The 23531-nt window shown below is 37.3% G+C and carries 23 protein-coding genes; 2 read left to right on the top strand and 21 right to left on the bottom strand.

Annotated elements, in window-relative coordinates:
- Nucleotides 1-11: 11 nt before the first annotated feature.
- The 10 genes from ESZ47_RS01860 to ESZ47_RS01815 form a co-directional block, all read right to left on the bottom strand.
- Nucleotides 12-1061 (bottom strand): Gfo/Idh/MocA family oxidoreductase, encoded by a 1050-nt coding sequence (locus ESZ47_RS01860; protein WP_148604248.1) that lies wholly within the window; start codon nucleotides 1059-1061, stop codon nucleotides 12-14.
- 35 nt (nucleotides 1062-1096) lie between these two features.
- Nucleotides 1097-3151, bottom strand: a complete 2055-nt coding sequence (gene glyS, locus ESZ47_RS01855) for a glycine--tRNA ligase subunit beta (protein WP_148604246.1) — start codon at nucleotides 3149-3151, stop codon at nucleotides 1097-1099.
- 36 nt (nucleotides 3152-3187) lie between these two features.
- Nucleotides 3188-4129 (bottom strand): glycine--tRNA ligase subunit alpha, encoded by a 942-nt coding sequence (glyQ, locus tag ESZ47_RS01850; protein WP_148604245.1) that lies wholly within the window; start codon nucleotides 4127-4129, stop codon nucleotides 3188-3190.
- 240 nt (nucleotides 4130-4369) lie between these two features.
- Nucleotides 4370-5473 (bottom strand): DUF805 domain-containing protein, encoded by a 1104-nt coding sequence (locus tag ESZ47_RS01845; RefSeq protein WP_148604242.1) that lies wholly within the window; start codon nucleotides 5471-5473, stop codon nucleotides 4370-4372.
- 90 nt (nucleotides 5474-5563) lie between these two features.
- The gene (gene frr, locus ESZ47_RS01840; RefSeq protein ID WP_148604240.1) at nucleotides 5564-6109 is read right to left on the bottom strand and encodes a ribosome recycling factor; all 546 of its coding nucleotides are present in this window, start codon (nucleotides 6107-6109) and stop codon (nucleotides 5564-5566) included.
- Nucleotides 6109-6834 carry a UMP kinase gene (pyrH, locus tag ESZ47_RS01835; protein WP_148604238.1) on the bottom strand — a complete coding sequence of 242 codons (726 nt, stop codon included), beginning with the start codon at nucleotides 6832-6834 and terminating at the stop codon, nucleotides 6109-6111. Before pyrH ends, frr begins: the two co-directional genes overlap by 1 nt.
- Before the next feature lie 158 nt (nucleotides 6835-6992).
- The gene (tsf, locus tag ESZ47_RS01830; RefSeq protein WP_148604236.1) at nucleotides 6993-7868 is read right to left on the bottom strand and encodes a translation elongation factor Ts; all 876 of its coding nucleotides are present in this window, start codon (nucleotides 7866-7868) and stop codon (nucleotides 6993-6995) included.
- 109 nt (nucleotides 7869-7977) lie between these two features.
- The gene (gene rpsB / locus ESZ47_RS01825) at nucleotides 7978-8754 is read right to left on the bottom strand and encodes a 30S ribosomal protein S2 (RefSeq protein ID WP_148604235.1); all 777 of its coding nucleotides are present in this window, start codon (nucleotides 8752-8754) and stop codon (nucleotides 7978-7980) included.
- Nucleotides 8755-8898: 144 nt separating this feature from the next.
- Nucleotides 8899-9171 (bottom strand): GIY-YIG nuclease family protein, encoded by a 273-nt coding sequence (locus ESZ47_RS01820; protein WP_148604233.1) that lies wholly within the window; start codon nucleotides 9169-9171, stop codon nucleotides 8899-8901.
- Nucleotides 9168-9932 carry a tRNA1(Val) (adenine(37)-N6)-methyltransferase gene (locus ESZ47_RS01815; RefSeq protein WP_148604231.1) on the bottom strand — a complete coding sequence of 255 codons (765 nt, stop codon included), beginning with the start codon at nucleotides 9930-9932 and terminating at the stop codon, nucleotides 9168-9170. The genes ESZ47_RS01820 and ESZ47_RS01815 overlap by 4 nt, the downstream gene beginning before the upstream one ends.
- Nucleotides 9933-9992: 60 nt before the next feature.
- On the opposite strand from ESZ47_RS01815, the gene ESZ47_RS01810 reads away from it, so the two are divergent.
- Entirely contained in the window at nucleotides 9993-10631 is a 639-nt protein-coding gene (locus tag ESZ47_RS01810; protein WP_148604230.1) for a lysophospholipid acyltransferase family protein, read from the top strand.
- A 10-nt stretch (nucleotides 10632-10641) separates the two neighbouring features.
- Here the strand turns inward: ESZ47_RS01810 and ESZ47_RS01805 are convergent, their stop codons facing one another.
- Nucleotides 10642-10878 carry a YneF family protein gene (locus ESZ47_RS01805; RefSeq protein WP_148604228.1) on the bottom strand — a complete coding sequence of 79 codons (237 nt, stop codon included), beginning with the start codon at nucleotides 10876-10878 and terminating at the stop codon, nucleotides 10642-10644.
- A gap of 247 nt (nucleotides 10879-11125) precedes the next feature.
- On the opposite strand from ESZ47_RS01805, the gene lexA reads away from it, so the two are divergent.
- A complete protein-coding gene (gene lexA / locus ESZ47_RS01800) occupies nucleotides 11126-11764 on the top strand; it encodes a transcriptional repressor LexA (RefSeq protein ID WP_148604227.1) in 639 nt (212 codons plus the stop codon).
- Between the two features lie 38 nt (nucleotides 11765-11802).
- On the opposite strand, the gene pyrE is transcribed toward lexA, so the two are convergent.
- The 10 genes from pyrE to ESZ47_RS01750 form a co-directional block, all read right to left on the bottom strand.
- Nucleotides 11803-12435 carry an orotate phosphoribosyltransferase gene (gene pyrE, locus ESZ47_RS01795; RefSeq protein WP_148604225.1) on the bottom strand — a complete coding sequence of 211 codons (633 nt, stop codon included), beginning with the start codon at nucleotides 12433-12435 and terminating at the stop codon, nucleotides 11803-11805.
- A complete protein-coding gene (pyrF, locus tag ESZ47_RS01790; RefSeq protein WP_148604223.1) occupies nucleotides 12436-13131 on the bottom strand; it encodes an orotidine-5'-phosphate decarboxylase in 696 nt (231 codons plus the stop codon).
- Nucleotides 13132-13173: 42 nt separating this feature from the next.
- The gene (gene carB / locus ESZ47_RS01785; protein WP_148604221.1) at nucleotides 13174-16353 is read right to left on the bottom strand and encodes a carbamoyl-phosphate synthase large subunit; all 3180 of its coding nucleotides are present in this window, start codon (nucleotides 16351-16353) and stop codon (nucleotides 13174-13176) included.
- Nucleotides 16346-17431, bottom strand: coding sequence for a carbamoyl phosphate synthase small subunit (locus ESZ47_RS01780; RefSeq protein ID WP_148604219.1), 1086 nt, complete (start codon nucleotides 17429-17431; stop codon nucleotides 16346-16348). Before ESZ47_RS01780 ends, carB begins: the two co-directional genes overlap by 8 nt.
- Nucleotides 17428-18705 carry a dihydroorotase gene (locus ESZ47_RS01775; RefSeq protein ID WP_148604217.1) on the bottom strand — a complete coding sequence of 426 codons (1278 nt, stop codon included), beginning with the start codon at nucleotides 18703-18705 and terminating at the stop codon, nucleotides 17428-17430. The genes ESZ47_RS01780 and ESZ47_RS01775 overlap by 4 nt, the downstream gene beginning before the upstream one ends.
- Nucleotides 18706-18709: 4 nt before the next feature.
- The gene (locus ESZ47_RS01770) at nucleotides 18710-19603 is read right to left on the bottom strand and encodes an aspartate carbamoyltransferase catalytic subunit (protein WP_148604215.1); all 894 of its coding nucleotides are present in this window, start codon (nucleotides 19601-19603) and stop codon (nucleotides 18710-18712) included.
- A 181-nt stretch (nucleotides 19604-19784) separates the two neighbouring features.
- Nucleotides 19785-20402 carry a signal peptidase I gene (gene lepB, locus ESZ47_RS01765; protein WP_148604213.1) on the bottom strand — a complete coding sequence of 206 codons (618 nt, stop codon included), beginning with the start codon at nucleotides 20400-20402 and terminating at the stop codon, nucleotides 19785-19787.
- A gap of 59 nt (nucleotides 20403-20461) precedes the next feature.
- A complete protein-coding gene (locus tag ESZ47_RS01760; protein WP_148604211.1) occupies nucleotides 20462-20815 on the bottom strand; it encodes a YlbF family regulator in 354 nt (117 codons plus the stop codon).
- Nucleotides 20816-20920: 105 nt separating this feature from the next.
- Nucleotides 20921-22978: a PBP1A family penicillin-binding protein gene (locus tag ESZ47_RS01755; protein ID WP_148604209.1), complete on the bottom strand. Its 2058-nt coding sequence runs from the start codon at nucleotides 22976-22978 to the stop codon at nucleotides 20921-20923.
- Nucleotides 22979-22981: 3 nt separating this feature from the next.
- Nucleotides 22982-23452: an arginine repressor gene (locus ESZ47_RS01750; RefSeq protein WP_148604208.1), complete on the bottom strand. Its 471-nt coding sequence runs from the start codon at nucleotides 23450-23452 to the stop codon at nucleotides 22982-22984.
- Nucleotides 23453-23531: the final 79 nt, after the last annotated feature.

Below are 23531 nucleotides of genomic sequence, written 5' to 3'. Positions count from 1 at the left end.
TTCCTTTTTTTCTAAAATTTAATCACATGTGGTCCGTTTTCTTTCACACCAGCCGAAAGAATTTTCATAACAGAAAGCATCTGCTCATCTGATACCAGTTTAGGTGTCCCCTTAACTAGCGTATTGTAAACTGAATCATATACTCGCCCATAATCTCCCTGAATACTAGGAATAAATTTCTCAATACGATCACCACTTTGATTGTAATAAACTAAGTGTCCATAATGTTGCGGTGTGTCAACACCAAATCGCGCCTCTCCTGGCATAATACCAGTTTTCAAATCATTTTCTTGCTCATCAACTTCATATTTAACAAATGTACCATGGGTACCACGTAACTGCCATTTTGGGTACTGAATAGCAGCTAACTCTGTCGTTTGCAATGTCGCCTTAAATGCTTTCGGATAAAAAAGATTAATTTCCATTTGATCATCAACGGGACTGTTCAATATTCTCGTGGCTCGCAAGTCGTAGGTTGCAATGTTGGGCATGCCAAACAGACTAATGATTTGATCAACAAGATGCACACCATGATCAAAAAGTGAGCCTTCAACGGATGTCCCGAGTTCTTTTCCATCATTAGGCCTGTAATGATCCATATGAACCTCAAGATCAACTAATCGGCCCAGATAGCCATTTTTAATCACACGTTGCACAGTCAAAAAATCACTGTCAAAACGGCGACTTTGAAACGGCATCAAGAATAGTCCTTTATCATAAGCTAAGTTCACCAAGTCACGAGCCTCAATCTCACTAGTGGCCATTGGCTTATCAACCATAACATTTTTTCCTGCCAATAAGAGTTGTTTAGTTATCTGATAATGTTTATCAGATGGTGTAACAACCACCACCAAATCAATAGTTTGGTCTTGTATGATATCGTCAATTTCAGTTGAAAATATTGTGCCTTCAGCTTCCAAAGCTGCTTGTTCCTCGGCTCTCTTACCAAGAGTAGGTGTAACAACACGAGCTATATTGAACTTGTCTTGCCTTAATTTTAAATAAGGTAAATGGTACCGATTAGTACTCTTTCCAAAACCAATATAAGCAATATTCAACATAGTTATTTTCCTACTTTCTATTAACATTTTTCAAATTATTTAATAACAATTTGCTCCAAGTCACCTAATTTATTAATTAAACGATGAATGACGTTTAATTGTGCATAACGATTATTTTTAACATCATCATTTTCAGAGTTAACCATTGTTTCTTCAAAATATCTCGCAATTGGTTTTTGTAATTTGGCTAAGGCTTGATAAAGCTCTTCTGATCGGCCTACTAGATAGTCTACTTTAAATAAATCTGTTGCTTGATACAGTTCCGTTTCAGCGTTGTTTTCAAATAGCGCCGGATTAACCTTATCATTAGTTACTTGCTTAACTGCCAAACGATCTACACGAGTTAATGCCTCTACCACATCACGGAAATTATCATCTTCACTATGTGTTGCTAATGTTTTAATGCGGTCCACAATATAAACAATATCAACACTTCCTGCACGATTAATCCCAGCCATTACTAAGTCTTGACGGATACCAACATCTAGTGTCAACTTTCTTACACGATCTAATATAAAGTCTAGTACTACTGCAACTTCGACCTTAGCAACTGTGCCTTGTAGTTCAATAAACTGCCTTAACAAGGGTTCCAACGCAATGTGCCATTGTTTATCTTGCAATGTTCTAACAATACCTGTAGCCGCGCGACGTAAACCATAAGGATCATTTGACCCACTTGGAATTAGACCAGCAGCAAAGAAAGTGACAATAGCATCTAATTTATCAGCAATAGCTAGAACAGCACCAATATCAGATTGCGCAATCTCACCAGTTGCTGAAGTTGGCATATAATGTTCTTTGATCGCAGTAGCCACAGCATCATTTTCACCGAAAAGTTTTGCGTATTGTTCACCCATAACACCTTGTAATTCATCAAACTCACCAACCATGCCCGTCATCAAATCAAATTTATAAATATCTGACACACGTGTTACATCGGCTATCTGCTTGTCATTAAATTGCAGTAATTGAGCTAATGATTTGGCTAAAGCACCTGTTCTTTGCATGTGTTCGTAAACTGTACCAATTTTTTCATGAAAAACAAGCTTTTTAACCTTCTCCATATAATCATTAATTGATTTAGTTTGATCTTCTTTATAGAAAAATTCAGCATCCTCAAGACGAGCAACTAATACTTTTTCATTACCAGCAATAACGTTGTCCAAATGTTCTTGATTACCATTACGAACCGACAAGAAGTAGGGTAATAAATCACCCTCGTTATTTTTAACAAAGAAAAAGCGTTGATGTTCACGCATCGAAGTGATTAGTACTTCGTCAGGAATTTCCAAATATTTTTCATCAAAGCCACCTGAAAATGCAGTTGGCCATTCCACAATATTGTTAACTTCCTCTAATAAATCTTGTGCAGCGTCAGAATCTAGCGCCAACACCCAATCATGTTCTTTGGCGATAGTTGTTAATTGCGAACTAATTTCATGCTTACGCTCATCAGCATCAACAATCACGTTGGCTGACTTTAGTGTTTGTACATACTCAATTGCAGCAGGAATTTCAACATGTTCATTAGATAAGAAACGATGGCCCCGCGTAAACCGCCCTGTTTGGACATCTAACACATTAAAGTCAACGACTTCTTTGTCGAGCAAAGCAACTAACCAACGAATTGGCCTTACATATTGAAAAGAATTGTTAGCCCATTTCATGTAAGTTGAAAATTTCATTTCTGAAACAACTTCATCGCCAATCTTAGCTAAAATATCTTTGGCAGGAACGCCTTCAGTATGTTTTGTTAGCCAAACATAACCATCTCTTGTTTCAAAATCTTCTGGTGTGGCGCCTTGACCACGAGCAAAACCTAAAGCCGCTTTAGTCCATTGCCCCGCATCATCTTTTGCTCGATCAATCGAAGGTCCTCGCTTTTCTTCACTTAAACTTTTTGATTCTGCAGCAACATCCGTCAATTGAATTGCTAACCGACGAGGTGTTGAATAAGGCTTTACAGCGCCTACTGTTAGTCTGTGTTCAGTTAAAAACTTTTTAGTCCGTTCAATCAATTGACCTTCTGAACTAGTTACTAAGTGTGCAGGTACTTCTTCAAGACCAATTTCTAATAAAAATGTTGACATTATTTATTCTCCAGTAGTGATTTTAGATAGTTGTTATTAGGCATTTTCTTTGGTATATTTACCATTTTCACCCAAATACTTCTTGCGTAAATCATGGTCTTTCAGTAATGGGAATCCCAATTTTGCACGCTCTTCGATAAATACCTTGGATACTTTGCGCGCCATAGTACGAATACGATGCAGATACCCAGCACGTTCCGTCACAGAAACCGTACCACGAGCATCTAATAAGTTAAAGGTATGTGAAGACTTCAAAATATAATCATAGGCAGGATGAACTAGTCCTAAATCTAACAAACGTGTGGCTTCTGCTTCAAACTCGTCAAAATGACGTAATAGCATATGTTGATCTGACTTTTCAAAAGCATATGTTGAATGTTCATATTCTGGTTCTTTGAAAATATCACCATACAGCACGCCGTTACCCCACTCCAAATCATAAACCGTGGGAACATCTTGAATATATGAAGCCAGACGTTCAAGACCATAGGTTACTTCAGCTGTAACTGAATCAACTTCTATTCCACCTACTTGTTGGAAATAGGTAAATTGTGTCACTTCCATGCCATCAAGCCAGACTTCCCAGCCAATACCAGCAGCACCCATAGAAGGATTTTCCCAGTTATCTTCAACAAAGCGAATATCATGTTCTAATGGCTTGATTCCAAGAGCTTCTAATGAACCTAAATAAAGTTCTTGAATATTCTCCGGGGAAGGCTTCATCACAACTTGAAATTGGTGATGTTGAAATAAGCGATTGGGATTATCACCATATCGACCATCAGCTGGTCGACGTGAAGGCTGCACATAGGCGGCATTCCAAGGTTCTGGGCCATTTGCGCGCAAGAAAGTATAAGGCGATTGCGTGCCCGCACCGACCTCGTTGTCATAGGCTTGCATTAAATTGGCACCTTGCTTAGCCCAGTATTGTTGTAGCGTCAAGATGATATCTTGTAGAGACAATTTTTTATCCGTCATCGTTGTTTTTCCTTTATTTTTTCAGTAGAGATTTATATCGACACAAAAACGCATAAACGTCTCAATGCCAAAACGATTGACATCAGGACGCTTACGCGCGGTTCCACCTGATTTCCGAGTTACAAAACTCGACACTCGATTGTTTGTCCATTCCACCAACGCCACTTGGTTTCATCACGAACAAAACTCAATAATGATATTATGCACTCTCCCCAGCAAATCGTCAAGTAAAATATCACATTAGATTATTTGAAATGTTTCCGAAAAAGTTTTAATAATCAAGTTTAATAGTGCTCGCGAGGGTGAAATTAAATACATCAATCGAATATGGCCATCTGGCATGTGCCATTCTAAATAGGCCATTGATTTCATATTGTCTGATGCAACATCTCGATAAGAACCATCTATACGTGTGACTTGTATGTTCCCTAGTTGATTTAACGAAAAATGGCTTTGTCCTTCGATTTTTTTAAAATTAAAACTTGGAAAATCAACACCCCAACCCTGTCCAACCGTACTTGTCGAAATCATAACATTTTGTTGAGATTGCCACCACTGCAAAGAAGTAGTATCTTGTTTCCAAACACCACGAACTTTGAAATAACCAAAATCAGAATCACCGAGTGTATTTTCTGATAAACCTCGATACGCCGTAGTAGACGAATCATCAGAAACATTTGCGACATCTTTTTCAGGTATTGATTCTGGCTTATTTTCAGCCGAAGCAGTTGCTATATCGCTACTGGAATAACTAGATTTATTTTTTGTAATATCATATTCTGATAATTTTGCATTCTTTTGATTACTAGTATGCCGTTCATGTAACAATTGACCTATATAATTTTGAGTTGTCTGCGCAGTGTGTTTCATTGTTATAGCATAAAAACAACTCGACACAGAAAGAATAATGAAAAATCCAGCTACAAAATATAATTTTTGCATTTTATTTAAACTAGGTGTCCAATAGGCAGAGCGCCTTGAAAGTAAGAAAATAATCCACCCGATATATATTAAAGGCGCAACCGGCAGTAACACAATTAAATGAAACATGGCTATGAGACCCACACTAACGCCTAAAAGTGTAGGACTCAGGAGCACAAACATTACAGTTTGTGGTGGGAAACCTGTATCACGCAAACGCCTAACAAACAAAGACAAGTTCGGTATAGCTACTAATAGGCTAAATGTTTTTGTTAACTTACTTGCTAGTGTCCAAGAATTCAAACATACGATAGATACAAACAAAATACTTGCTAAAATAAGCGTATTGATCGCACTTACCCACCAATAATCTAATCGATATGCACCACTGTGAAAATCAAATGCTTCTCGCCAATATCTCAAGTATCTCCTCGCCAAGTTCCCTCTCCTAATTAAAAAAGACCTGGTAATTTAAACCCAAGCCCAAAAATTAATATCAACATAACATAAAAATCAAATTGTCAACAACTCTTTTTCTTTCTCAGCCGCTATTTCGTCAATTGCTTTGATATTTTCATCTGTTAACTTCTGCGTCTGATCTTCCGCCTTACGAGCATCATCTTCAGGCATTTCTTTATCTTTTTTGATGTCATCCATAATATCACGACGAACATTACGAACTGAAACTTTGGCTTTTTCAGCCTCAGCCTTCACTTCTTTAGCTAACTCTTTACGACGTTCTTCCGTCATTTGCGGAATGGCTAAGCGGACGATATTACCATCGGAAGCAGGATTTAAGCCTAAATCTGAAACATTAATAGCATGTACAATAGCTTCTAATGCACTTTTATCGAATGGTGTTATCAGCAAAATTCGTGCTTCTGGCACAGATATAGAAGCCACTTGATTAAGTGGTGTCATGGCTCCATAATACTCCACCTCTACTCGATTCAAAATATTTGGGTTTGCACGCCCTGTTCTAATGTTAGCTAATTCACGTTGAAGCGCTTCTTGCGCACCTTTCATACGATCTTTAGCATTTGTCAAATCAAAAGTCATTATTTTTCTCCTGTTACTGTTGTTCCAATTTCTTCTCCAAGAACAACACGCTTTAAATTACCTGGTGTATTAAGATTAAAGACTACCAGTGGCATATTGTTATCCATAGAAAGTGAACTAGCTGTGGAATCCATTACTTTCAAACCCTTTTTCAAAATTTCAAGGTGTGTCAATTCAGTAAATTTAACTGCATTAGCATTTTTGTTTGGATCTGAATCATAGATACCATCGACACCATTTTTACCCATCAAAATCGCGTCAGCATTAATTTCATTAGCGCGTAGCGCAGCTGTTGTATCTGTTGAGAAATATGGTGATCCTGTTCCTGCTGCAAAAATAACAATTCGTCCCTTTTCCAAATGACGAATAGCACGACCACGTATGTAAGGTTCAGCAATTTGTTGCATTGTGATAGCTGTTTGCACACGTGTTTGCACACCAGCACGTTCTAGCGAATCTTGCAATACCAATGCATTCATCGTTGTTCCAAGCATACCAGTATAATCAGCGCGAGAGCGCTCCATACCAATTTTTGAAGCAGGTTCCCCACGCCACAAATTACCGCCGCCCACAACAATAGCGATTTGTGTCCCCAAGTCGTGAACTTCTTTTAATTCCTCGGCAATGGCAGAAACTGTTTCGAGATCAATACCTTGACCCTTTTCTCCCGCCAATGCTTCACCAGAGAGCTTCATCAAAACGCGTTTATACTTAATATCAGTCATGTTTAACCTCTTTTATTTGCTTATACAAGTATATCAAAGATTTGCAAAAAATTCCGAAAAAAAAGTGCACCATGTCATGATAGTGCGCTTTAATAACTAACTGAATTTCTGATAAAATTATGATAATAATTTTATCACTCAACAAGCAACTTTAATTTTTATCCTAATTGCTTTGCAACTTCTTCTGCTAAATCAGTTACTTGCTTTTCAATACCATCACCTACTTGGTAACGAACAAATGACTTAACTGATCCATTCTGTGAAGTAATAAATTGCGCAACAGTTTGATCACCATTTTTAACGAAGGCTTGATCTAATAATGAGATCTCGGCTAAGAACTTCTTGATACGTCCTTCAACCATACGTTCCTTAATATTATCAGGCTTACCATTCAAATCTTCAGAAGCTAATTGAACTTCCTTTTCTTTGGCAATAACATCAGCAGGCACTTGATCATCAGAAACATACTGTGGTGCAATAGCAGCAACATGCATAGCAATATCTTTAGCAGCTTCTTCTGAAGCACCGTCAACCACAACCAAAGCTGAAATTGAACCTGCCAAGTGAGAATATGAACCAAAGTTTTCAGCATCTGACTTTTCAACAACAGAGAAACGACGTAAAGTAATTTTTTCACCAGTAATTTGAGTTGTACCAATGATCTTTTCGTTCAAAGTTTGACCTTCTTGAACTTCAAGCGCCAAAGCTGCTTCAACATCTACAGGAGCAAACTCAACGATTGTGTTTGCAACCGCATGAAGCAATTCATTAAATTCAGCATTGCCAGCAACGAAATCAGTTTCTGAGTTCAATTCGATAATTGCTGCACGGTTTCCTTTAATAGCAACTGCAGTCATACCTTCAGCAGCAACACGATCACCCTTCTTGGCAGCTTTTGCCATACCTTTTTCACGCAATAAATCAATCGCTTTATCTAAATCACCTTCAGCTTCGACCAAAGCTTTCTTTGCATCCATCATACCAACAGATGTCTTGTCACGTAATTCCTTTACTTGTGCAGCAGTAATTGCCATTATATTGCTCCTCTAAAATAGTTTTTAGTATTTTTATTATAACATATTAAAATACCATTCCGCGTCCCGAACAGGTCCGCTAGGAACGGTATTTATAGAATAAAATTAATTAGTTATTGCCTTCTTCAACAATGTTGGCAATTTCTTCAATTGATTCTGTGTTTTCGTCACCTTCAACGAAAGCATCTTCAGGTGCTGAATCTTGACCTTGACGGCCTTCGATAACAGCATCAGCAATCTTTGAAGTAATTAAACGCACAGCACGAATAGCATCATCATTAGCAGGGATCTTAACATCAACTACATCTGGGTTAGCATTAGTATCAATCATAGCAACAACTGGGATGTTCAACATGTTTGCTTCCTTGACGGCAATTTCTTCCTTCTTAGGATCAACAACAAATAATACGTCTGGCAAACCTGGCATATCTTGAATACCACCTAAGAACTTTTCCAACTTTTCACGTTGCTTGTTTAACAAAACAACTTCTTTCTTAGGCAATTGCTCAAATGTACCGTCTTCGGCCATTGCTTGCAAGTCCTTCAAACGTTGGATACGTGTCTTGATAGTATTCCAGTTTGTCAACGTACCACCCAACCAACGGTGGTTGATGTAATATTGACCAGCACGCGCTGCTTCTTCAGCAATAGCATCTGAAGCTTGCTTTTTTGTGCCAACAAACAATACGTTAGCACCGTCTGTAGAAGCATTACGAATGAAGTTATACGCTTCATCAACCAGCTTAACTGTTTTTTGTAAATCGATGATATGGATACCATTACGTTCTGTAAAGATATATTCATCCATCTTTGGGTCCCAACGACGTGTTTGGTGACCGAAGTGTACTCCTGCTTCGAGGAGTTCTTTCATTGAAATAACTGCCATAATATGGCCTCCTAGGTTTTTCCGCCGATAAATTCGTGGTTCACGCTGACATTTCTGCACCTACGTGTTCTCATTTATCGTGTGTATTTGCTGTTTTCACAACATATAATACTATACTACATTTATTTCTCAATGACAAGCGCTTTACCAAATTTTAGGAACGTTATGATCTAATAGATAACGCTCCTTATATGCTCGTTTTAACTTTTTAAAACTTGCTTCGGCTTTTAATGCTTCACTTTTTGTTGTAAATTTTTCCGAATAAATTAATTTTAAAGGGTGTCGAGACTTTACTCGAGTAAATTTTGCACCTTTGCCAGCTTCATGGGTTTTCAAACGCCGCTGTACATCATCAGTAAAGCCACCATAAAAATAACCATCAGCTGTGAATAACACATAAAAATAATACAGTTTCATTTTTCCCACGCTTTACCGTAAAGAATTTCCTGAACTTCTGGGGTATATTCATTAGATTCAGTATAAGCAGTAAGTGGAGGCATGATACGTACACCACCTGATTTACCACTTTTAATTGCTTCTATTAAAACCATATTGGCCTCACGGTTTGGTTTCCCATATACAAACTGTACTCTCTTAATCATCAATTTTCGCATAGCAAAAGCAGAAAAAATATCAGCCAATCTTTCTGGGCGGTGTACCATGTATACTTTGCCATTATTTTTCAGCAATTTATTTGTGATCTGTGCTAACTCTGGTAAATTAATCATCAATTCATGTCGAGCAATCTCATAATGCTCATCAATATTCGTCTTCGTGGATTCATTAATAGGAAAGTAAGGTGGATTGGTTAAAACCGTTTCAACAGAACCAGGTTTTATTTCGTCAAAAATGGCTTTCATGTCTGATTGAATCACTGTAACTCTATCAGCTAAGTCATTTAAGTTAATGCTTCTTTTTGCCATTTCAGCCAATTCGGGTTGTATTTCAACTAACTTTACTTGTCCACTAACTTTTGGTGTATAAAATAATCCCACTGCACCAGTCCCGGAACCAAGGTCAACGGTCAATCCATGTCCTTTACCTTTTACTCCAGCAAAATGTGCTAACAGAATAGCATCTAATGAATAAGAAAACATGTCTGGATTTTGGATAATATTAATATTTTGTGATGGCAAGCCATCAATACGTTCATTTGGTTTGAGAATAGGTTTTGTCATTTGCGTTTCTTTCTTTTTATCTGTAAAATTGAAATGATTTTATTTATGAGGTAAATACAGATGAAATTTTATGATTTTCTACGAAGCATTGCTGTATCAATTATTTGGGTCGTAACAGGCCGTATTAAATATATGCATCGCAGCAGATTACCACAAGAAGATAACTATGTCCTAGTGGGCCCACACCGTACATGGTGGGATCCAGTTTGGTATGCAGTAGCTGCCTATCCAAAGCATTTTATTTTCATGGCAAAAATTGAATTATTTAAATTCAAACCTTTGGCTTGGTTAATTAAGTCAGCCGGTGCTTTCCCTGTTGACCGCGAAAATGTTGGTCCTAGTGTTATAAAAATACCAGTTCGTGAGCTGAAAGAAGGTAATCGCTCACTGATTATGTTCCCTTCAGGATCTAGACACAGTGATGACTTAAAATCAGGTTCGATTTTAATTGCTCGTATGGCTGGGAAAACAATTGTTCCAGCTGTATATCAAGGACCAGTTAAGTTTAGTCAACTTTTTAAACGTAATAATACCACGGTTAACTTTGGAACTCCTATTATAATTAATCGTAAGGATCGATTAAATAAGGAAAATATTACAAAATATACAGAACAAATGCAACGTGCGTTTGAAGAATTAGATGCCGAGATTGATCCCACTTGGCAATATATAGACCCTAAGCGTTTAGAAAAAAAATAAGCCAACTGGCTTATTTTTTTTGCGAATTGGCGCTTTGTTGCTTCATTTGAGCCATCATTTGGTTCAACTTCTTTTGAGATGGCTTTTGTCCCATTGACATCATCATTGATTTCATCATTTCTTCTGAAATTGGTGGATTTTTTGCAAGATAATTCTTCATTGAATTACGTGCTAAGAAAAAGCCGCCGACCAAACCAATAACCAAAGCTAATACTGCAATTAAAATTGCTAGCCATGTGCTAATCATGCATATTCTCCTTAATAAAATGTCTGATAGTTATTATATCACAGGCAGCAACCCCCCGCTATAATAACTTGAATAGTTAACATTTTAATTCAATCAATTCAATTATTTTTGAAAAATAGATGATCAAAATTTTTATTTTTTACCTAAATTAAAATAAACATTAAAATAAATGACGAACAAACGTTTGATTTGTTCGTGTTTTTTCGTTATACTAGTGATAGTAAATTTAACACATAGGAAACCCATCATGGCAATTACACAAGAAAGCAAACAAATACAGGTGCTAAGATTTATTCACGAAGCACAATCGGCTAATGGTTATCCACCCACTGTTCGTGAAATCGGTGAAGCAGTAGGTTTGTCTTCGTCTTCAACTATTCATGGACATATTGAACGACTAGTTAAAAAAGGGTATCTCTTAAAAGATGCTTCAAAACCCAGAGCGCGTGCTATAGAAGTTACTGACGTTGGTCTTGAAATACTTGGTATATCAACAACTCCTGGAAAAATACCAGTTCTTGGTGTTGTAACAGCAGGAGCCCCAATTTTAGCTGTTGAGGAAGAAGCAACAGAGTTCTTCCCTATTCCTGATAACTTAATGCAGTTTGACGGAGATTTATTCATGCTAAATGTTCACGGCGACTCAATGATTAATATCGGTATCTTAGATGGTGACAAAGTTATTGTTCGCAAACAAGATAACGCTGATAACGGCGACGTAGTTGTGGCAATGAATGATAGTGACGAAGCCACTGTAAAACGTTTCTTCCGTGAAGCTGATCACTATAGACTACAACCAGAAAACAACAGTATGTCACCAATTATTTTGAAAAATGTATCAATTTTGGGAAAAGTTATTGGTTTGTACCGTGACGCTATTTATTAAACAAAAAACCTTATCAAATTATTGATAAGGTTTTTTGTTTATGCATGCCAAGAAGCAGGATCTTGCTTCCAATTTTGCAATGTTTCAATTTGTGATTTATCTAGATCTCCCCGTAAAACAGCGGTTTCAATTAATTGTGAATAGGTTGTCAAGGATCTGAAAGTCAAACCAGCTTTCTTAAAATTATTAACACCATCCGGTAGCTCATAGGAAAATATAGATACTACACCAACAACTTCGCCGCCTTCTTTACGTATAGCTTCAACAGCACCTAATACAGACCCACCAGTTGAAATTAGGTCATCAATCAAAACAACTTTACGATTTTTTACAAACGCACCTTCGGTTTGACGACCTGCTCCGTGATCCTTTGGTTTTGATCTAACATAAATCATCGGCTTATTTAATGCTTCAGCTACCCATGCTGCATGAGGAATTCCTGCCGTAGCAACACCACCAATGATTTCGACATCACCATATGTTTCCGTTATTAAATTAGATAATCCCTTGTAAATATTTTGACGAACATCTGGAAAACCAATTGTCATTCGATTATCAGTGTATATCGGACTTTGAATACCAGAAGCCCAAGTGAATGGGGCTGTTGGTGAAAATTTTACAGCACCAATTTCAAGTAAATCATTAGCAACTTGCTGCTTATAATCAATCATTTAATCTCTCCATTCTTTCATGACCTGTTGGTAGGCTGCCAACGGATTTTCAGCTTGAGTAATAGACCTACCTACTACTAACCCTGTAGCACCAATTATTTTAGCTTTTTGGGGCGTCGTCACACGTGTTTGGTCGCCAACTCCATCACCAGACAAACGAATGCCAGGAGTAATACGTAAAAATTGATCAGATGTATGTTTTCTAATTAAATCAGCTTCCAAAGCAGAACTTATTGTACCATCTACGCCTATTTCATAAGCTATTTTGGCCAAATGTGTGACACTTTCTGCAATTGTAGCTGATGTAAGCTGTGTTTCACGTATTTCATTTTCAGAAAGTGACGTAAGTTGGGTGACTGCTAACAATTTTAGTGATTCTCCTTTGTTAGCCACTGCCGCTGCTAGCATCTTTTCCCCACCGATTGCGTGAATTGTTAAATAGTCGACATTTAATCTTGCAATCCTAGCAACAGTGTGACCAACGGTATTTGGAATATCATAAAGTTTCAAATCTAAAAAGATGGTATAGCCAGCTCTTTTAAGCTCTAGCACAAAGTCTGGTCCCTCACTATAAAACAGCTCCATACCAACCTTTAGCGCCGGACGTTCAGTTAACTTTGAAAATGGTTTCAAAAATCCCCTTGTACTCTCTGCATCTGGAAAATCTAAAGCAATAAATACTGGCTTTTCAGTCATTATACACTCCTATGTACATAAGCCGAAGCTCATTTAAATTAATTATCTCATTTCTTTTACAGTGAAACTTCGTGATTCCAATACTTCTAAGAAGGCATTAACTGTATCTAATGCCGTAAACAAAGGTACAGCGTTCTCAATAGCTGCATTTCGTATAAGACGTCCATCACTTTCTGCACGATCATCAGCCTGAGTTGTGTTAATTAGCACTTGTACTCTTTGTTGACGTAACGCAGCGACTGCGTTGTTTTCCGATTCTGAAATTTTATCTAGTATTTCAACAGGTAAGTTATTTTCAGCTAAATAGGCTCCTGTTCCTGCTGTTGCAAATAAAGCAAATCCTAAATCGTTAAATCTTTTGGCTAACTCAAGTGCTTCATCTTTGTCATCATCAGCAACTGTAAACAATACATTACCATAGCGTGGTACTTTAATATTAGAAGCAATAAACGCTTTATACAACGCCTTTGATAGAGTGCTATCTGATCCCATGACTTCACCAGTAGATTTCATTTCTGGTCCAAGCAATGAATCAACATCAGGTAATTTTGTGAAGGAGAAAATTGGTGCTTTGACATGAACCATGTCATCATTAGGAATAAGCCCTGTTTCCAGTCCCATATCAGATAATTTCTCTCCTAGCATCACACGTGTTGCTAATTGTGCTAATGGTAAATGCGTTACCTTTGATATGAAAGGTACCGTACGGGAAGCACGTGGATTGACTTCAATAACGTATGCCGTATTTTCATGAATAACAAATTGAACGTTCATTAAACCAACAGTGTTCATAGATTTTGCTAAATTAATGGAAGCCTGCACCATCTCATCCTGTACTTTTTGAGACAAATATTGTGGTGGGTAAACAGACATGGAATCCCCTGAATGGACCCCGGCACGTTCAATATGCTCCATAATACCAGGAATCACAGCTGTTTCACCGTCAGACAGAACGTCAACTTCTGCTTCTTGACCAACCAAGTATGAATCTATCAAAACAGGATGATCATTAGAAACTTTCACAGCTCTTTGCATGTAATCTTGCAGTTCATTATCTGAAGACACGATTTCCATTGCTCGACCACCTAAAACATACGATGGCCGTATTAAGACTGGGTAACCAATTTCTTGTGCAGCAGCTAACGCACCATCAACTGTTGTGGCAGTTTTTCCTACTGGTTGTGGCAAATTAAGCTCTTTAATGACTTGATCAAACGCCTCGCGATCCTCAGCACGATTCAAATCATCAACAGTTGTGCCCAAAATTTCTACACCGTTATCAGATAGTGGTTTAGCTAAGTTAATAGCTGTCTGACCACCAAACTGAACAACCACACCAACTGGATTTTCTAAATCAACAACATTCAAAACATCTTCTAGGGTTAATGGCTCAAAATATAATTTATCAGAGATTGAAAAATCAGTAGATACAGTTTCTGGATTTGAATTCATAATAATGGCTTCATATCCAGCTCTTTGAATAGCCTTAACTGCATGGACAGTTGCATAATCAAATTCGACTCCCTGTCCAATACGGATTGGTCCAGAGCCAAGGACTAATACAGACTTTTTAGTGCTAATAACTGATTCATTTTCTTGTTCATACGTTGCGTAGTAGTATGGGGTTGATGATTTGAATTCTGCCGCAACAGTATCTACCATTTTATAAACGGGTGTAATTTGTTCATTTTGACGTATTGAACGAATTTTTTCAGCCGTTGTACCCCAAATTTTGGCAATTGTTTCGTCAGCAAAACCATTCTTTTTAGCATAAGTTAGATGTTCAATGTCATTGATATATTTTGCAAGGTCTTGTTCAATTTCAATGACATGAAGCACTTTATCTAAGAAAAATTCATCAATTAAAGTCTTTGCGTGAATTGTTTCAATTGATACTCCTCGACGTAACAGATCAGCAATCATAAACAAGCGATCATCACGAGCTGGCATCAATTCATTTAGTAGTTCCTCGTCAGAAAATTCGGCATAAGTAATATCATCTAGCCCAACAGCCCCAATTTCCAATGAGCGCACTGCCTTTAGCATTGCCTCTTCCATATTACGGCCAATAGCCATTACTTCACCAGTGGCCTTCATTTGTGTACCTAATCGGCGATCCGCAGTTGCAAACTTATCAAATGGCCAACGTGGAATTTTGAATACGACATAGTCTAAAGCTGGTTCAAATTCTGCTTTAGTTGTTCCAGTAACTGGATTAATGATTTCATCAAGTGTTAAACCAACAGCTATTTTAGCTGCCATTTTAGCAATTGGATAACCAGTAGCTTTTGAAGCCAGTGCAGAGGAACGACTTACTCTAGGGTTCACCTCAATAATGTAATACTTGTATGAACTTGGATCAAGCGCCATTTGAATATTAACGCCACCTTCAATTTTAAGTGCACGAATAATTTTCAGAGCTGCATCGCGCATCATTTGTAATTCACGATCAGAAAGGGTCTGTACTGGTGCCGTAACAATAGAATCACCGGTATGGATACCAACTGGATCAAAGTTTTCCATAGAAGCCACAACCAATGCATTATCGTTAGCATCACGCATGACTTCAAATTCAATTTCTTTATAGCCAGCAATTGAACGCTCAATAAGTACCTGTGTCACAGGAGACAGCTCTAGACCATTAGCAGTAATTTCTGAAAGTTCTTCATGTGTATTTGCAATTCCACCACCAGTTCCACCCAGTGTATAAGCAGGACGTACAATAACAGGATAACCGTGTGTATCCGCAAAATTAAGCGATTCTTCTAGCGTTGTTGCAATAATAGATTCAGGAATTGGCTCATTCAAACGTTCCATTAGTGCCTTGAATTCTTCACGATCTTCTGCCTCTTCAATTGCAGAAAGCTTTGTGCCAAGCAATTCAATATCTAATTCATCCAAAATACCGGCTTCTGAAAGATCTTTAGCCATATTTAATCCAGTTTGACCACCCAATGTTGGTAAAATTGCATCTGGACGTTCTTTACGCAATATGCGCTCAATAAAATCAATTGATAAAGGTTCAATATAAACTTTATCAGCAATCTCAGCATCCGTCATTATAGTAGCCGGATTTGAATTGACTAGAATAACATGGTATCCTTCCTCTTTTAAAGACAGCGCTGCTTGCGTACCCGAATAATCGAATTCAGCCGCTTGACCAATAACAATTGGTCCAGAACCAATCACCAATATTTTACTAATGTCTTGACGTTTAGGCATTTGTAATCTCCTTCTTTGAATCAGTAATCATGTCCAAAAATTCATCAAATAAATATTCTGCGTCATGAGGACCCGGTGCAGCATCTGGATGGAACTGAACAGAAAATGCATGATATCCCTTCAATCGTAAACCTTCAATAGTTAGATCATTAATTTCTTCATGTGTTATAACTAAATCAGTATTTGCTAAACTTTCACGACTTACTGCATAACCATGATTTTGTGACGTGAAGTCTAACCTTGACTTTGCTAACGTACGCACAGCATGATTAAAACCACGATGTCCGAACTTCATTTTGTATGTTTCAGCACCATTAGCGATAGCAAATAATTGATGTCCAAAACAAATTCCCATCAACGGTAAATGGTTTTGTAATTCTTTAATAGTTGGAATTGCGTACATAGCATCCTTCGGATCACCAGGTCCATTTGACAATAAAATTCCATCTGGATTAGCAGCAAGAACTGTTTGAGCATCCACGTCAGCTGGAAAAACCATTACATTAACGCCTCGTTTGGCTAGCGAACGCAAAATGGAGTTTTTTAACCCAAAATCAATGAGAGCAATTGACACACCATCGGTCGGATTTTGATACTGTGTTTTTGTTGTGGCGTCTTTAACCAGCGTTTTTGATGGTTCAAAATGCTGTAATGCATTCCGAACTTCATCTGTGATTTCATCAACGAGGGCCGCTTTCATTGTACCTTGCTGACGTAATTCCTTTGTTAACGCACGAGTATCTACACCTGTGATACCTGGCATACCAGTTTTTTCTGCCCATTCCGGTAAGCTCATCATTTTACGCCAATTACTTGGACGCCGTGCAATTTCATGTACAACAATTGCCGATGCAGCTGGTCGCAAACTTTCAAAGTCATCACGATTAATTCCATAATTTCCAATCAAGGGATAAGTGAAAACAATGATTTCACCTCGATAAGATAAATCTGTAATTGATTCTTGATAGCCTGACATGCCCGTGTTAAAAACTAATTCGGCCATCATATCAATGTTTGCCCCAAATGCCTCACCTTCGTATACTGAGCCATTTTCTAATAATAAGTAGCGTTTTTTCATTTTACGTTGTCCTTATATACAATTTTTCCGTCAACCCAAGTTGCTATTGTTTTACCATAAACTTTCCAACCAACAAACGGCGAATTTTTACCTTTGGAAGCAAACTCATTTGTTTCTATTTCATACTCGTTCTCTAAGTCAAACAAAGCTAAATCTGCCCTTGCGCCTTCGACAACTGCAGTTGGTGCTTCTAGTTGAAATGCTGTTGCTGGTGCATCAATCATTCTTTCAAGCAGTGTTTTAAGGGTCATAATGCCCGTCTTTACAAAATGCGTATACAGCAATTGAAAGCTTGTTTCAATACCTGTAATCCCAAATGGTGCTTCAAGAAATGATTGCTGCTTTTCTTCTTCTCCATGAGGTGCATGATCTGTTGCTACCATGTCAATCGTACCATCCAGCAGCGCAGCAACTACAGCTTCACGATCTTGTTGTGACCGTAATGGCGGATTCATTTTAAACATGGCATTATCCAACAGAATGCTTTCTTCCGACAATAGCAAGTGGTGCGGTGACACCTCTGCAGTAACATGAACACCCTCTTTTTTAGCCATACGAACTAAACTAACGGATTCTTTAGTAGAAATATGCGCCACATGATAGTGAACACCTGTCGCACGTGCTAATACTAAATCACGAGCCAACTGTGTACTTTCTGCTAATCCTGTAATGCCAGGTAATGCTAGCCTTTCAGCAATTTGGCCAGCATTCATTACACCACTATGAATTAATGTATTATCTTCTAAATGGGCGGCAAGAGGTTTATTAACATGCTTGGCAGCAATCATAGCTTGAAGCATTGTATCTGCTGTTTGTACACCCTTCCCATCATTTGTAAAAGCCTTAGCACCAGCATTTGACATGCCTTCGATATTTGTGACATGTGTAGATGTTAATCCATTTGAAAGCGCACCGTATTGTTCAATATGCACTAAACCATTTGCTTTATTCAATAAAATTTGGGCATTAATTTTTTCTTCACTATCAGGAACTGGATTTAAATTAGGCATTGCAATTACAGTAGTAAATCCACCTCTTGCTGCTGCTTGTGAACCGCTTCTAATCGTTTCCTTATATTCATACCCTGGCTCACGAAAGTGAACATGAACATCAATTAAACCAGCTGACAAAAACAAACCATTTGCTTCAAATACTTCAGCATTTGCATAATCAATATGGTCAGAAACCTTATTGATTTTTCCTTGATCAATTAATACATCTTTTGTAATTAATTGATTTTCTAATAAAATTTGGGCATTTTTAATAAGTTGCATTTGTTTACTCCGTTACGTACTCTAGAATGGCCATTCGTGCATATACACCATTGGTCATCTGCTCAAAAATTCGTGATTTTGGCGCTTCGACCAAGTGATCAGCTATTTCAACATCACGATTAACTGGCGCAGGGTGCATAATAATTGCTTGCTGCTTAAGATTTGCGTATCTCTTATCCGTTAATCCATAGCATTCATGATATTTTTTTGACGAAAAATTTTGATTTTCTGTTTGCGTAATTCTTTCATGCTGAACTCTAAGAAACATAACCACATCTTGCTCTGACCAATTTTCATCAACCTCAACATGTTCGCCAAATGTATAAAAATTACTTGGTTGCCAGTCAATTGGTCCGCTAAACGTTAATGTTGCGCCTAAACTTTTTAAAATTTCGGCATTTGACCGTGCAACTCTTGAATGTGCTAAGTCACCGATTATCCTAACTTTCAATCCTTCAAAGTGACCAAATTCTTGATATATTGTTACAAGATCTAGCAAACTCTGGGAAGGATGCTGTCCACTGCCATCACCTGCATTAACAAGCTGTGGAATGGCGTGACCTTGATGTTTCAAAACATTTTCATACCATGCATTTTGAGAGTGCCTGATTACTGCTACATCCACACCTATTGCTTTTAATGTTTTTAATGTATCAGTTAAACTTTCACCTTTAGTCATTGAACTTGTTAATGGATTAATTTGGATTTGTTTCCAATTGAGATAATTTTCCGCCATTTGAAAACTACTATGCGTTCGTGTTGAATTTTCAAAAAATAAATTTATTGCTGTTAGCGATTTTGTTTTAGGCTGATCACCTGATTTTAACGCTATTGCACGTTTTATTAAGTGTAGCACATCGTTTTTACTAATTGCATTTATATTCAAATAATTACGCATATTACCCTTCTTTATACAAAAAACCAAGCGGACAGAGTTGACCGCTTGGTTCTAGAAAATGAGGGCAAAAGTATACACTTTACCTAAAGTATCTAAATCCTTGCAGGTCTCTCTGGACCTGATTAAAGGTTTTATTTTATTGATAATCATCATAGCATTTTTTTAAAACTAATGCAACAATTTACTTGCTAAAAAAATTGTTGCTACCTTGGTTAACATTTTTCTTTGCAGTGCTATCACTGTTCCAAAACGGCACAACTACCTTACCGATGACATGATTCTTGTCAATAAATCCAAAATAACGTCCGTCATTCGATACAGATCGATGATCTCCCATTACAAAATATGTTCCTTTTGGAACCGTTGTATGATTACGATCTTTTTTTTGCCATAAAGTGCCGGAAGATAATGTTTTCAATGTCCAGGTGTTTCCAAAGGACATTTCAGTTCCTTGACTGCGTTCACTTAAACTAATGAAGCTTTGATTAACTTTTTTACCATTGACATATAGATTGGAGGATTTATACTCAACTGTGTCTCCAGGAAGACCAATGATACGTTTTACATATTTATCGTCACCGGCTCTATAGCGAGGGTCTTCATTTTTTGCATTAAAAACAATAACATCTCCACGTCTATAGGTGGCAATTTTATTCAAAATAACTTTTTCTTTGTCTTGTAAGTTCGGTTGCATCGAAGGTCCACTAACAGTCACGAAAGTAAACAAAAATGAGCGAATAAGTACGACAATAATCATTGTACTTGCAATTGGCACAACCCATTCCTTAAAAAATTTCATAAAGCACTGCCTTCCTTTACACAAAATCACCAACAGAATGTCTGTCGGTGATATTTTTTTTAGCTTTGTAACTTTGAGTAAGCTGTAGCGACAGGTTTCGTAACAATGTCATTTAATTCCGTCAACAGCGTATTCAAAGATTGTTCAGCTTCCATCAAACTAGTAATTTTAGCATTTTGTTGCACTTTCTTAGCAACGTCATCCCACGCTTTTTCTTGTTCTGGCTTTGGCTGTTGCTGATTTTGCATCATTTGTTGCACTGCCATCTGAATTTTTTGGAATGAACTAAATAATTCTTTGGATTCCGCATCATCTTGAACTTCATTAAAGGCATTTTGCCATACAGTATATTGTTGTGTTTCGGTCAACACATTTGCCATTTCATTCGCGTTATCATAAATATTTACTGTCATTTTATTTTTCCTTTTTATAATCTAAATCAACTTTTGAAGCCATCAAATTTCACAAAACATTTACTACTGAATCATATCATACATAAGTGATGAAATAAAATAAGGTTAATTACCAAATAAGCCTTTAACACTATTCCAAAGCTGTCCAGCACCATCAACTGCTTTATCAACACCAGTATTAAAGTCATCTTGAATAGTACTCCACAAGTCATTACTTTGACTATTAGTTGATGTAGTGTTGGGATTTGTCACTGTAAATTTAGTTTGATCGGTATTGGGTAAAATTTGTTCCAACGATGTCTTAACTAATGGACCCATTGTAGAAGTTAATCCCAGCGGCAAAGATCCTGTATTATTTCCTTCGAGTCCCATCCAAGTAGCTTGTACTATATCCTTTGTATAGGCCATCGCCCAAGAATCTTTTGATGATGTAGCATTATCTGTACTATTAGGATTTTCAGTTGTACCTGTTTTACCAGCTATTGTATAACCCGATGGTGCAGAGCCTACTCCTGTCCCATCTGTATAAGTACCAAGCATCATACGTGTCATATTGTTAGCAACCTTACTACTAATAACTTGTGTCTGTTTAGCTTTAGGAGTGCTAACAATTACTTTGCCGCTGGCATCGACAATCTTTGTAATATAGTGTGCGTCGCTCATCACACCGCCATTCGCAAAAGCCGTGTATGCTTGTGCCATTTGTTGCGGTGAAACCCCTTTTGTCAAACCACCTAATGCAAGAGACAAATTTTTATCCTTGGTTGACAATGGCAACCCAAACTTAATGCCACTCTTGTAGCCAACTTCAACACCCATTTTATTAAGCAAATAAACTGCCGGAATGTTATATGAATGTTCTAAAGCTGAATACATTGGCACATCTGCCGTTTCAACGTTCATTGCATTATTAGGCGTGTAATTATTAGTTCCAAAACTAGTAGACTGATTAGGTAGTTTGGAATTAATACTATACCCACGCTGTAAAGCTGGTGCATATACTACCATAGGCTTAATGGCCGATCCTGGTTGTAATTGTGATTGGTTAGCACGGTTAAACCCACGGAATGTATGCGTTGATTCACGGCCACCTACAACAGCTAAAACACCACCAGTTTTTGCATTTAAAACAATTGAGGCGGCCTGGGCGTCATTGACATAATTAAATAACGCAGAATTATTAAAGTCTGTTTGTAGGTTTGACTGGTCTTCCTGATTTAACGTAGTATAAATCTTGTATCCACGATTCATGACATCATTTTCAGTTAGACCATAGGTATTAATCGCTTCATTAATAACTGAATCAAAATACCATGGATATTTATAATTACCAGAATCATCATAAGTATCATTTAAAGTATCAGTAGTTGCTTTAGCGGTTGCTCCCTGAGCAGATGTTATTTTTTTGTTTTCAACCATCGTTGTTAAAACAAGATTGCGTCGTGCCGTGGAAGCAGCTGGATGATCAATTGGATTAAACTTAGCAGGACTTGTTAACATACCAGCTAATGTTGCCGCTTGAGAAGTTGTTAACTCACTAGCATGAACGCCAAAATACTTTTGCGATGCATCTTCAACACCCCACACACCATGACCAAACCAAGCATTATTCAAATACATTGTAAAGATTTCATTTTTTGTATAATCTTGTTCAACTTGCATAGCCAAAAATATTTCTTTGGCTTTTCTAGTAAATGTTTGTTCCTGTGATAGGTAAGCATTTTTAACTAACTGTTGCGTTAAGGTTGAACCACCACCAGAAATCGTATTGGATCCTGTTAATTTATTTTTAACTAATAATACAGCAGCTCGAGCAATTCCTTTTACTGAGAATCCATATTCATGATAAAAGTTACGATCTTCTATTGATAAAACCGCATCACGCATATTTTGCGATATCTTATTATACGAAACATAAGTCCCTTTTTGTGAATATAATTCACCAGCTTTTTCACCTTGATCATCATACACAGTTGTTGTTTGTGACAAAGTTGCCTCTAGATTTTTAACATTTGATGTTTTAGCCAAAATTACTAAATAAGCGCTTGTTACCAAAAATATCGTTAAAAATAAAATAATTAAGAGTCGCCCAAATTGCCAACGATGCCAAATTGGCCCTAATTTACTCCATATGTTTTGACTTATTGCTTTTAACCACTTCATTCATTAACCTATCAGTTCCGCCCAATGATTAGCTAGTTTTGCTGCATCAGATTCATTTTTACTGGTAACATAAATTGTATTAAAACCTGCTAAAGTGGTAATTACTTCAGGTAAATTAGCATCATCAATAATACCAGCAACTGAATTACCACTACCATCTGTTGTTTGAATAATTGTTAAAAACTCTACATGCGTCACAAATGAGGCATATTCTTTTATGGCCTCATCAACAGCATTTGTTGTTACCGTACTTTGCACAGGTTCCACTATGTTGTTTAATTGTTGGTATCTTAGTTGACCGTTATCACTTTTTTGGCGAATAATATTCATGGCTCGAATATCGCGTGAAATAGTCGTTTGAGTTGTTTCCACACCACGATTAACAAGTTGCGCAAGCAACTCTTCCTGACTAGCAATATCATTATTTTGAATAATTTCCAAAATAAGTTTTTGCCTCTCTTGTTTTGAAATCATTGATTTCTCCTTTGTGTCATGGTGCACTGACAATTTAAAAGCAGTATTCAAAATGTCATAGTTCTATGCACCATTTTAA

Origin of the sequence: Leuconostoc litchii (genome assembly GCF_008107645.1) — a bacterium.
In the GTDB taxonomy this organism is placed as follows: domain Bacteria; phylum Bacillota; class Bacilli; order Lactobacillales; family Lactobacillaceae; genus Leuconostoc; species Leuconostoc litchii.
This window is presented reverse-complemented; position numbering and strand designations above follow the sequence as displayed.